11 protein-coding genes are annotated in these 11,275 nt (G+C 71.5%); 3 read left to right on the plus strand and 8 right to left on the minus strand.

Annotated features, from left to right (window positions below):
- Positions 1-108 precede the first annotated feature (108 nt).
- Positions 109-1,317, minus strand: coding sequence for a D-alanyl-D-alanine carboxypeptidase family protein (locus ACFV4G_RS11590; RefSeq protein WP_380439019.1), 1,209 nt, complete (start codon positions 1,315-1,317; stop codon positions 109-111).
- A 141-nt stretch (positions 1,318-1,458) separates the two neighbouring features.
- On the opposite strand from ACFV4G_RS11590, the gene ACFV4G_RS11595 reads away from it, so the two are divergent.
- Positions 1,459-1,716 carry an SCO4848 family membrane protein gene (locus ACFV4G_RS11595; RefSeq protein WP_380439021.1) on the plus strand — a complete coding sequence of 86 codons (258 nt, stop codon included), beginning with the start codon at positions 1,459-1,461 and terminating at the stop codon, positions 1,714-1,716.
- 83 nt (positions 1,717-1,799) lie between these two features.
- Entirely contained in the window at positions 1,800-3,404 is a 1,605-nt protein-coding gene (locus ACFV4G_RS11600) for a hypothetical protein (RefSeq protein WP_380439024.1), read from the plus strand.
- 62 nt (positions 3,405-3,466) lie between these two features.
- Here the strand turns inward: ACFV4G_RS11600 and ACFV4G_RS11605 are convergent, their stop codons facing one another.
- Genes ACFV4G_RS11605 through sdhC form a run of 4 tightly spaced genes read right to left on the minus strand, consistent with a single transcriptional unit; the run spans position 3,467 to position 6,911 of the window.
- Positions 3,467-4,237, minus strand: coding sequence for a succinate dehydrogenase iron-sulfur subunit (locus ACFV4G_RS11605; protein ID WP_329927597.1), 771 nt, complete (start codon positions 4,235-4,237; stop codon positions 3,467-3,469).
- Complete coding sequence (sdhA, locus tag ACFV4G_RS11610) at positions 4,237-5,979, minus strand: succinate dehydrogenase flavoprotein subunit (RefSeq protein WP_380439026.1); 1,743 nt, start codon at positions 5,977-5,979, stop codon at positions 4,237-4,239. Before sdhA ends, ACFV4G_RS11605 begins: the two co-directional genes overlap by 1 nt.
- A gap of 51 nt (positions 5,980-6,030) precedes the next feature.
- Positions 6,031-6,522 (minus strand): succinate dehydrogenase hydrophobic membrane anchor subunit, encoded by a 492-nt coding sequence (locus ACFV4G_RS11615; RefSeq protein ID WP_380439028.1) that lies wholly within the window; start codon positions 6,520-6,522, stop codon positions 6,031-6,033.
- Between the two features lie 8 nt (positions 6,523-6,530).
- Positions 6,531-6,911, minus strand: a complete 381-nt coding sequence (gene sdhC, locus ACFV4G_RS11620; protein ID WP_218198520.1) for a succinate dehydrogenase, cytochrome b556 subunit — start codon at positions 6,909-6,911, stop codon at positions 6,531-6,533.
- A 253-nt stretch (positions 6,912-7,164) separates the two neighbouring features.
- On the opposite strand from sdhC, the gene ACFV4G_RS11625 reads away from it, so the two are divergent.
- Positions 7,165-7,938 carry a hypothetical protein gene (locus ACFV4G_RS11625; RefSeq protein ID WP_380439030.1) on the plus strand — a complete coding sequence of 258 codons (774 nt, stop codon included), beginning with the start codon at positions 7,165-7,167 and terminating at the stop codon, positions 7,936-7,938.
- Between the two features lie 35 nt (positions 7,939-7,973).
- Here ACFV4G_RS11625 and ACFV4G_RS11630 read toward each other — a convergent pair whose 3' ends face one another.
- The 3 genes from ACFV4G_RS11630 to ACFV4G_RS11640 all read right to left on the minus strand — a co-directional run bounded on the left by ACFV4G_RS11630 (position 7,974) and on the right by ACFV4G_RS11640 (position 11,213).
- On the minus strand, positions 7,974-8,459 hold the full coding sequence (locus ACFV4G_RS11630; protein WP_380439032.1) for a 2-oxo-4-hydroxy-4-carboxy-5-ureidoimidazoline decarboxylase: 486 nt from the start codon (positions 8,457-8,459) through the stop codon (positions 7,974-7,976).
- 297 nt (positions 8,460-8,756) lie between these two features.
- Complete coding sequence (locus ACFV4G_RS11635; RefSeq protein ID WP_380439034.1) at positions 8,757-10,403, minus strand: alpha/beta hydrolase; 1,647 nt, start codon at positions 10,401-10,403, stop codon at positions 8,757-8,759.
- Between the two features lie 69 nt (positions 10,404-10,472).
- Positions 10,473-11,213, minus strand: coding sequence for an SDR family oxidoreductase (locus tag ACFV4G_RS11640; protein ID WP_380439036.1), 741 nt, complete (start codon positions 11,211-11,213; stop codon positions 10,473-10,475).
- Between the last annotated feature and the right edge of the window lie 62 nt (positions 11,214-11,275).

Raw genomic sequence — 11,275 nt, forward strand, 5'->3', positions numbered from 1 at the left:
GCCCCCCGCCCACCCCGCCCCCACGGGCGGGGGCCCCGGCCGCGCGCGCCCCGCCGGGGGCCCCCCCGCGGGGGGCGCGGGGCCGCCCCCCCCCGGGGCGACGCCGCGTCAGCCGCCGTCGGTGGGAGCGGCCGTCCGACGCTTCAGCACCACCAGGGCCCCGGCCCCGGCCACCGCCCCGACGACGATCGCGAGCCAGCCGCCGACGCCGATCCCGTCGTCCCCGTCCTTCGAACCGGCCGCCGCGACCCCGGACGCGGCCGCCGACGGGTGCGGCGGCGGCGCCGGCGTCCCGTCCCTGCCGCCCGCCTGGCCGGTGGGCTGCTCGGCGCCGGGCTGCTGCTCGTCCACGAGCCTGCCGACCGGCTGCACCTTCCCGGCCGCGGCGAAGCCCCAGTCCAGCAGCGCGGCCGTCTCGTCGTAGACCTTCTGGTACGACGCCGGGTGCATCACCGTCACCAGCAGCGTGCGGCCGTCGCGCTCGGCGGCGCCGACGAAGGTCGAGCCGGCGTTGGTCGTGGTGCCGTTCTTCACCCCGATCAGGCCCGGGTACTTGCCCAGCAGCCGGTCGGTGTTGGCGATGCCGAAGCTGCCGCGCTGGCCGGTGTTCTTGTCCACGGCGCCCGGGAACATCGCGTCCCGGGTGGCGCAGTAGCCCCGGAAGTCCGCGTTGCGCAGGCCGGCCCGCGCGAACAGGGACAGGTCGTAGGCCGAGGAGAGCTGGCCGTCCATGTCGTAGCCGTCCGGGGAGATCACCTTGGTGTCCCGCGCCTGGAGGGCCTCCGCCCGCGACTGCATCTCGGCGACGGTCTGCGGGACGCCGCCGTTCATGTGCGCGAGGACGTGCACGGCGTCGTTGCCCGAGCTGAGGAACACACCGCGCCACAGGTCCTCGACCCGGTAGTCCAGGTTCTCCTTGATGCCGACCAGGCTGCTGCCGGGACCGATCCCCTGGATCTCCTCGTCCGCGACCCGGTGGACCGCGTTGCGGTCGAACTTGGGCAGCACGGTGTCCGCGAAGAGGATCTTCAAGGTGCTGGCCGGCGGCAGCCGCAGGTGCGGGTTGTAGGACGCCAGGACCTCCCCCGACGCGGCGTCGGAGACTATCCAGGACTGGCCGGTCAGATCCCCGGGCAGTGCCGGAGCGCCGGCCATCGGCGAGACCTGGACCCCGGACTGGCCGAGCCGGTCGCCGCCGACCACGGTCGGCGGAGCCGGCGCGGAGGGGGCCGCGGCCGCCGCCGGAGCGACGAACAGGGCCGGCAGCACGGCGGTGGCGGCGAACAGGTGCGCGAGCTTGCGAGGGCGTGCGATCACCCGCCGACCGTACCCACTCGGGACCCCCGCCGTGCGCCACACCGGCAAGGTCCTCCGCAGGAGGGGCCAGCCGTACGCCGATCGGCAGCCCGCGCATACTGGGGGTGCACACCGCCTCCACACCGCCGCCGAGGACCCCGCATGAAGCTCAGCCGCCGCACCTCCTGGTTCCTGACCGCCTTCGGCGTCTGGTCGGTCGTCATCTGGACCACCTTCGTCAAGAACCTGTGGAAGGACTCCGGCGGCCAGGCCTTCGTCAACGGCGACCACTCCCAGCCCACCGCCTTCTTCTGGATCCACCTCCTGCTCGCCGTCACCTCCTTCTGCCTCGGCATCGCCGTCGGCACCATCGGCCTCCGCGGCCTGCGCGCCACCCGCCGCACCCCGGCCACCGACTGAGGAATCCCCGTTGCCGCTGTCGGTGCGCACTGGCAAGATCCTCACCGCTCGATCATGAAATCGTTCCAGGGTGGGGAAACTTGATGAAGCACACGCATGCCCGGCGGCTGGGGACGGGCGCGGCGTTCGCCGTGGCCGCGGGCCTGCTCGCCGCGCCGGCGGCCGCCGCCGACACCGCGCCGGCCGTCCTCGGCACCGCTCAGGGGACGGGCTACCGCACCGCCGACTGCAACCCGACCGCCGATCCGACCTGGCTCGGACGGTCCGTCGACGGACCGGCGCTCAATGCGAAGGTCACCGGCAGCGGGGTCCGGTTCAGCGTGTGGGACGTGACCACGGGCGCGGAGGACCCGGTGTTCACCGGCGACGCCCAGACCTACGGTCAGCCGAGCGCCGGCCTCCACGTCCCCGGCCTGGTGGACGGCCACAGCTACGCCTGGCACGCCTGGGCGCTTCAGGGCACGCAGCTCTCCGCCCCGTCGGCGGACTGCCACTTCACGATCGACGCGACGGACCCGACCGTCACGATCTCCTCGCCGGACTTCCCGGCGAGCGGTTCGGGTGGCAAGCCGGCCAAGTTCGCGGGGCAGACGGGGACCTTCGTCCTCAAGGGCGCCGACCCGGTCCCCGCGGGCGGAGAGGGATCCGGCGTCGCCTGCTTCCAGTACGGCTGGGACTCCGCCGGGAGCGACTGCAGTTCGCCGGGGGCCGTCGAGCCGGACGCCGACGGCACCGCGAAGATCGACCTCAAGGTCCTCGACTGGGGTACCAACAACCTCATCGTCAACGTGATCGACGGAGCGGGCAACGTCGGCCGGACGACCTACACCTTCTACGCCCCGTCCAACCCGAACCCGCCGAAGACCCTCGGTGACGTCGACGGGGACGGCGTCGCGGACATCGTGCTGCCGGACGCGCAGGGGAACCTGCAGTACATCCCGGTCAACGCGACCGACGCCACGCCGACCACCGTCATCCCGGCCAACCGTGCTCCTGCCGGGCGGGGTTGGGCGCCCTACCAGGTCGCCCACCGGGGGTGGGACAACGTCCACGCGCCGTCCTCGGACGACCTGTTCATCCACAAGCCGGGCGACTCCTACCTGACCGTCTACCGGAACTTCGACTACGGAGCCATGACCAAGGGCTTCACGGGGTCGGGCCAGCGCGTGTGCGGCGACCCCTTCAGCTCGTCCTGCCCGGACGGCTTCGCCGCCGACTGGTCCAAGACCGACCAGCTCGTCGCCCTCGGCCCGGTGAGCGACGGCACTGCGCCGTCGCTGCTGACACTGGAGGGCGGGAACCTCTGGTTGCTCGACGGGGCCATCTCCGATTTCGACAAGGTCACCAAGCTCACCACCTCCGGCGCCTGGAACGGCTACGACCTGATCGCCCCCGGGGCGGACAACGGCGGCAACCTGGCCCTCTGGGCCCGTGACCGGGCCACCGGCGAGCTGCACGCCTACCCGATCCCGAAGAAGGCCGACGGCACCTTCGACTTCTCCGCGCTCGCCGACCCGAAGGCGGACGTGGTCGCGAGCGGCTTCACCGTGACCGCCTACCCGACGCTCGGCAGCTCGGGCGACGCGGACGGCGACGGCAAGCCCGACCTGTGGGCCGTCACCGCCGACCGTCACCTGGTGATGTACAGCGGCTGGACCGACGCCAACGACCTCGGCGTGCTGGCCTGATACGACGCCGAAGGCCCCGTCCGATTGGTCGGACGGGGCCTTCGGCGTGTGTCAGGCGGGGATCAGAAGCGGCGGGTGACCAGCGCCCGCTTCACTTCCTGGATCGCCTTGGTGACCTCGATGCCACGGGGGCAGGCCTCGGAGCAGTTGAAGGTGGTGCGGCAGCGCCACACGCCCTCGCGGTCGTTGAGGATCTCCAGGCGCTGCTCGGCACCCTCGTCGCGCGAGTCGAAGATGAAGCGGTGCGCGTTGACGATGGCGGCCGGGCCGAAGTACTGGCCGTCGTTCCAGAAGACCGGGCAGGACGACGTGCACGCGGCGCACAGGATGCACTTGGTGGTGTCGTCGAAGCGCTCGCGGTCCTCGGCGGACTGCAGGCGCTCGCGGGTCGGCTCGTTCCCCTTGGTGATGAGGAACGGCATGACGTCCTTGTACGCCTGGAAGAACGGGTCCATGTCCACGACCAGGTCCTTGAGGACCGTGAGGCCCTTGATGGCCTCGATCGTGATCGGCTTCTCCGGGTTGACGTCCTTGATCAGGGTCTTGCACGCCAGCCGGTTGCGGCCGTTGATCCGCATCGCGTCGGAGCCGCAGATGCCGTGCGCGCAGGAACGGCGGTAGGTGAGGGTGCCGTCCTGCTCCCACTTGATCTTGTTGAGCGCGTCCAGGACGCGCTCCTTCGGGTCCATCGTGAGCTGGTAGTCGACCCACACCGGGTCCGGGTGCTCCTCCGGGTTGAACCGGCGGATCCGGAAGGTGACGGTGATCAGCTGAGTGGCACCGCTCTCGGCCGCGTCCAGAGCGGCCGAGTGCTCCACGGTCGGAGTGCTCATCAGTACTTACGCTCCATCGGCTGGTAGCGGGTCGTGACGACCGGCTTGTAGTCGAGGCGGATGGAGGTCGTGCCGTCGGCGGCGACCTCCTGGTACGCCATGGTGTGCTGCATGAACTTCACGTCGTCACGGGTCGGGAAGTCCTCGCGGTAGTGGCCGCCGCGGGACTCCTCGCGGGCCAGCGCGGAGACGGCCAGCACCTCGGCCAGGTCGAGCAGGTTGCCCAGCTCGACGGCCTCCAGGAGGTCCGTGTTGTAGCGGAAGCCCTTGTCCTGGATGGAGACGTTCTTGTAGCGCTCCTTCAGCGCGGCGATGTCCTCGACCGCCTGCTTCAGGGTGGCGCCGGTGCGGTACACCATGGCGTTGGCGTCCATGGTCTCCTGCAGCTCCTTGCGGATCTGCGCCACGGACTCGTCGCCGGTGGCCTCGCGCAGACCGTCGACCAGGGCCTGGACCTTCTCGGCCGGGTTCTCGGGCAGCTCGGTGAAGCCCACCGTCTGCGCGTAGTCGGCGGCGGCGATGCCCGCGCGCTTGCCGAACACGTTGATGTCCAGCAGCGAGTTGGTGCCCAGGCGGTTGGCGCCGTGCACGGACACGCACGCGACCTCGCCGGCGGCGTACAGGCCGGGGACGATGTCGGTGTTGTTGCGCAGGACCTCACCCTCGACGTTGGTCGGGATGCCGCCCATGGCGTAGTGCGCGGTGGGCTGGATCGGGATCGGGTCCGTGTAGGGCTCGATGCCGAGGTAGGTGCGCGCGAACTCGGTGATGTCCGGCAGCTTGGCGTCCAGCTGCTCCGGCGGCAGGTGGGTGAGGTCCAGGTAGACGTGGTCGCCGTCCGGACCGCAGCCGCGGCCTTCGCGGATCTCGGTGTAGATCGCGCGGGAGCAGACGTCACGGGACGCGAGGTCCTTCATGACGGGGGCGTAGCGCTCCATGAAGCGCTCGCCGTCCTTGTTGCGCAGGATGCCGCCCTCGCCGCGGGCGCCCTCGGTGAGCAGGATGCCCATGCGCCAGATGCCCGTCGGGTGGAACTGGAAGAACTCCATGTCCTCCAGCGGCAGGCCGCGGCGGTACACCAGGGCCTGGCCGTCACCGGTGAGGGTGTGGGCGTTGGAGGAGACCTTGAAGAACTTGCCGGTGCCGCCGGAGGCGAACACGACCGACTTGGCCTGGAAGACGTGGATCTCGCCGGTGGCCAGCTCGTAGGCGACGACGCCGGCCGTCTTGCCGTCGTTGATCAGCAGGTCGAGGACGTAGAACTCGTTGAAGAACTCGACGCCGTGCTTGACGCAGTTCTGGAACAGCGTCTGGAGGATCATGTGGCCGGTGCGGTCGGCCGCGTAGCACGAGCGGCGGACCGGGGCCTCGCCGTGGTTGCGGGAGTGACCGCCGAAGCGGCGCTGGTCGATCCGGCCCTGCTCGGTGCGGGAGAAGGGCAGGCCCATCTTCTCCAGGTCGAGGACGGCGTCGATGGCCTCCTTGCACATGATCTCGGCGGCGTCCTGGTCGACCAGGTAGTCACCGCCCTTGACCGTGTCGAAGGTGTGCCACTCCCAGTTGTCCTCCTCGACGTTGGCGAGGGCGGCGCACATGCCGCCCTGGGCCGCGCCGGTGTGGGACCGGGTCGGGTAGAGCTTGGTCAGGACCGCGGTGCGGCTGCGCTGCGTCGACTCGATGGCCGCGCGCATGCCGGCGCCACCGGCGCCGACGATGACGGTGTCGTACTGGTGAATCTGCATGGGGGGTTAACTCGCCTCTGGCCTCTGCCGATGGTCGATGGTGCTCGCGGCTCAGATGTTGGGGTCGAAGGTGAAGATCACCAGGGTGCCCAGCAGCACGGTGAAGACCGTGGCGGTACCCATGAGCCCCTTGAGCCAGAGCCGGGTCGAGTCCTTCTCGGCGTAGTCGTTGATGACCTGACGCATGCCGTTGGCGCCGTGCAGCATGGCGAGCCAGAGCATCGTGAGGTCCCAGACCTGCCAGAACGGCGAGGCCCAGCGGCCGGCCACGAAGGCGAAGCCGATCTTGGAGACGCCACCGTCGAGCACCAGCATGATCAGCAGGTGGCCGAGGATCAGCACGACCAGGACGATGCCGGACAGGCGCATGAAGAGCCAGGCCAGCATCTCGAAGTTGGTCCGGGTGCGGCGCGGCGTCCTCTTGGTCCGCTTGCGCGGCGGCTCGATGACGAACGCGTCGGCCGGGTTCCCGGTGCCGAGGCCCTTGCCGGTGTGCGCCTGGTTGGAGGGGACCACCAGGGCGTCGGAGATTTCCGTGGACATCAGTCAGCTCACTTCCCGAACCAGTCGACCAGCGTGTGCTGCAGGATCGGGTAGAAGGCGCCGGCCATCAGGACGACCCAGACTCCGACCACCGTCCAGAGCATCTGCTTCTGGTACTTCGGGCCCTTCGACCAGAAGTCCACGGCGACGACCCGCAGGCCGTTCAGGGCGTGGAACAGGATGGCGGCCACGAGGCCGTACTCCATCAGGTTCACGAGGGGAGTCTTGTACGTCTGGATGACGGTGTCGTACGACTCCGGCGACACTCGCACCAGTGCGGTGTCCAGGACGTGGGCGAACAGGAAGAAGAAGATGAGGACGCCGGTGACTCGATGAGCCACCCAGCTCCACATGCCTTCCCGGCCGCGGTACAGCGTTCCAGCCGGCACGGAAAAACCCTCCGGAAGCGATTGGGGGCTCGGCCGGCTTCGGTGTCGGTCAGCCCGGCCGGGTACGGTCCACCGGCCGCGAGCATCCTATCGACGCCGTATCGGGAACCGCCTCCGGGGGCCCCAGGTGTGATCAATCAGGCACGACTGGCCTAGTTCGGCGGGAACCGGACCTCCGATGAGGACTCTGGGTGATCGATCGATTGCGCTACGGTGTCGCATCCGCCACCGCCGACACCCTTCTGAGGCATCTGTGCCGCATCGTCCCCGACCGTCCGTCGTCCCCCTCCTCTGTGCGCTGGCGCTCGCCGCGGGCTGCACCACGGTCGGCGGGCCGTCCGACGACCGGGCCGCGCCGGTGCACGAACTGTCCGCGGCCGAACTGCGGACGGCCGCGGTGACCGACGCCGACCTCGGCGCCGGCTACGCGGTGACGGTCATGACGCCCGGTCACGGTGACACCGGGCAGGGCTCCGGGCGGGAGACGTCGGACGTCCCGGCCTGCCAGCCGCTGCTGGACGCCGTGGCACCCGGCGGTGGTGCGGGCCCGGGCGCGGCCTCGCCCGGCGCGGGGCTGCCGTACGCGGAGACCGATCTGAGCGTGGCCCGGGCGGCCGACCCCGCGGGCGCGGCGTACGGCGCCCTGGTGGGCTACCGCTCGGGGCGGGCCGCGCAGGTTCAGGCGGAGCTGGAGAAGCTGTTCGGTCCGTGCGCCGTCTTCACCTCGACGGCGCCTCCGCCACCGGCGGAGCGGGGGAAGAAGGGGGCGCAGTCGACGCACACCCGGCACCGGCTGGCCCAGGCCGACACGCCCACGCCCGAGGGAGCGGACGCGGCGACCGGATTCACCCTCACGAATGAATCGGGTACGGCCGTGCTGTCCCAGCGCGCCGTGCTGACCCGGGTCGGTCCCGCACTCGCGGTGTTCACGACCTTCGGCGTCTCCACCGAGCCGGCCGCGGCGCCGGACGAGCGGATCGTGCGGCAGCAGGTGGCGAAGCTGCGGGCGGCCCAGACCGGGAAGTGAGGGGCCGCCCGGACGGGTCGACGCGGGCCGGGGGCTCAGTGCGCGCCGGCCTCCGAATGGGTGGCGACGAGGTGCTCCAGCCGGGTGAGGGCGATCCGGCGCAGCTCGTCGGCCGCGACCAGGCGCTCCTCGTCCGGGTCGTTGGCGAGCCGGGTGCGGATCGAGGAGAGCACGGTGTCGAGCATCTCCTCGGGCGCGACGCCCTCCAGGCAGACCACGAAGACGTGGCCGAACCTGGCCTCGTACGCGGCGTGGGCCGCCCGCAGCGCGGTGTGCGCCGCCTGGCTGCCCGGGGCCCGCATGCCGAGCAGTGGCTGCGGCATCCAGCTCTCGTCGGCCAGGGCCTCGGCGAGGTCGGCCGGGCGGAGGTCGTAGGAGGCCTCGCTGGCGGCGGCCAGCAGGGACTCTATGTCGGGGTACGGCCGGTGGGCGGTGAGCCGCAGGGCCCAGCGGTGGCTGCCGCAGCAGGCCAGCAGGGCCTCCTCGGCGGCGCCGGCGTCGGCCTCGTTGAAGCGGTGCAACCCGAGGAGGGTCGGCTCGGAACTGGGATCGAGCCGCTGTGGCGGGATGTCGCTGGCCAGCGGGTCCTCCTCGTGAGGGCGGGAAGGTGGCCGGTGAAGGGTCCGGGTGGAGCAGGTGAAGTATGGGGCCGCGGGGTGGCGTCCTGAGCCTGCCGGGCAGCGGCTCAACGGTAGTTGAGCGCTCATCAGTTGGGGAGGGCGCACGCGGATTTCATCCGAACGAGCTATCAAGTTGTGACGTTGACACCTCCGTGTCAGCGCCCTCCCCGTCTTCGTCTGCTAGAGGGCCGCGGACGCTCAGGTGCAGCGCGTCCCGGCGGCCGGCATCGTGCCCGCGGTCAGGTAGGCCTCCAGGGCCTGGTCGATGCAGGCGTTGCCCTTGCCGAACGCGCCGTGGCCCTCGCCCACCCGGGTCAGCAGGGTGGCGCCGGCGAAGCCCTTGGCCAGCGCCTCGGCGGCGGCGTACGGGGTGGCCGGGTCGCCGGTGGAGCCGACGACCAGGATCGGGTCGGCGCCCTCGGCCCGGATGGTGTGCGGCTTCTCGGGGCTCCGGAACGGCCAGCCGTTGCACGAGGACTCGGTGAAGTCCTGCACGTCGACGCCCTTGGTGAGCAGCGGGGCCTGCTCCTGGAGCTGCTTGACGGCCTGCTGGGCGCGCTCGGCCGTGGGGGCCGGGGCGGAGCCGTCGGCGCAGGAGATCGCCGCGTGCGCCTCCTCCATCGGGGAGTAGTGGCCGTTCTCGTCGCGCTCGTCGTAGTCGTCGGCGAAGGCGAGCAGGACGTCGCCCTTGTCGTTCTTCATCGCGACGGAGAGCGCGACGCGCAGGTACTGCCAGGTGCTGTTCTCGTCGCCGTAGAGCGCGCCGCGCACGCCCGTCCAGGCGAGGTCGCTGCCGACCTTGCGGCCGTCCTTGGTGGGCAGCGGGTGGTCGCGCAGGCCGTCCAGGAAGTCGGCGGCCTTCTTGGCGGCCTGGCCGGAGTCCTTGCCCAGCGGGCACTCGGCCGCGTGGTTGTCGACGCAGTCGGCGGCGAAGCGCTCGAAGGACTTCTCGAAGCCGGCCTGCTGCTTGACGACCGAGTCGAGCTCGTCGGCGGCGGGGTCGACGGCGCCGTCCAGGACGAGGCGGCCGGCGTTCTTCGGGAACTCCTCGGCGTACAGCGAGCCGAGGTAGGTGCCGTAGGAGACGCCCAGGTAGTTGAGCTTCTTGTCGCCGACGGCGGCGCGCAGCACGTCCATGTCGCGGGCGGAGTTGCGGGTGCCGACGAAGGCCAGCAGCTTGCCGGACTTGGCCTGGCAGGCGGCGATGAACTCGGCGTTCTGCTGGTCGGACTGGGCCTTGCGGGCGGCCGGGTCGAGCGGCGAGTCGACCTGGGCCTCGGCGTCGCGCCGCTTGTCGTCCAGGCAGGTGATCGGGGAGCTGGCACCGGTGCCGCGCGGGTCGAAGCCGACCACGTCGAAGCGGCTGTGCAGGGTGCCGGCGAAGTCCTTGGCGCCGTACTTGACCATCTCGACGCCGGAGCCGCCCGGGCCGCCGGGGTTGACCACGAGCGAGCCGATCCGCTGGTCGGGCTTGGTGGCCGGGTACTTGACGAGCGCGAGGTCGAGCGTGTCCTTGGCCGGGTCGGCGTAGTCCAGCGGGACGTGCAGCTTGCCGCACAGCATGGCGGAGACGTCGGCCTTGGCGTCCGCGGCCTTCGGGTCCGGCGGGCAGGGGGCCCAGGTGATCTGCTGGGCGTAGAAGGGCTTGAGTGCCGGGTCGTCCGCCCCGGTCGGCTTCGGCGTCGGGGTGGCCGTCGCGGTGGTGGCGGCGGCGGACGCCGGGCTGCCGGCGGCCTTGTCCTGGGCCGTCGTGGCGGTGTCGTTGCAGGCGGAGGTGAGGAGCAGGGTGCCGGCTGCCAGGGCGGTCAGCAGGACCCGTGGGCGGGCGGCCCGGTTGATGTTCATCGCACGTGTGTATCACTGCCGGGTCACACCGTTGATCAACGGGTGCCGGGCTGCCCGCCGGGGCTCTGATCAGGCGCGATGCACCTTGTGGTTGGCGGCCTGGGCACGCGGGCGGACGACCAGCAGGTCGATGTTCACGTGCGACGGGCGGGTGACCGTCCAGGCGACGGTGTCGGCGACGTCCTCCGACGTCAGTGGCTCGGCGACGCCCGCGTAGACGGCCTCCGCCTTCGCCTCGTCGCCGCCGAAGCGGGTGAGCGCGAAGCCCTCGGACTTCACCATGCCGGGGGCGATCTCGATCACCCGGATCGGCTCGCCGCACAGCTCCAGCCGCAGCGTCGCCGCGATGGTGTGCGCGGCGTGCTTGGCCGCGACGTACCCGCCGCCGCCCTCGTACGCGGCCAGCGCGGCGGTCGAGGAGAGCACCAGCACGGTGCCGTCGCCGGTGGCGCGCAGGGCGGGCAGCAGGGCCTGCGTCACGTGCAGCACGCCGAGCACGTTCACCTCGTACATGGCGCGCCAGTCGGCCGGGTCGCCGTGCTCGACCGAGTCGGCGCCCAGCGCCCCGCCGGCGTTGTTCACCAGGACGTCGACCCGGCCGACCTCGGCGGCGAAGGCGTCCACGGCCGCCCGGTCGGTGACGTCCAGGGTGAAGGCCCGGCCGCCGATCTCCTTGGCGAGCGCCTCGACGCGCTCGGTGCGCCGGGCGGTCAGCACCACGTCGAAGCCCTCGGCGGCCAGCCGGCGGGCCGTCGCCGCGCCGATCCCGCTGCTGGCACCGGTGACCACGGCCACCTTCTGCTCGGTCATTGCCACTCCCTGGGGCTCGTCGATAAAGAGGTACGCACTTCGGTCGTAGGTCCGATCATCTC

The sequence above is a fragment of the Kitasatospora sp. NPDC059747 genome (assembly GCF_042732955.1).
Classification (GTDB): domain Bacteria; phylum Actinomycetota; class Actinomycetes; order Streptomycetales; family Streptomycetaceae; genus Kitasatospora.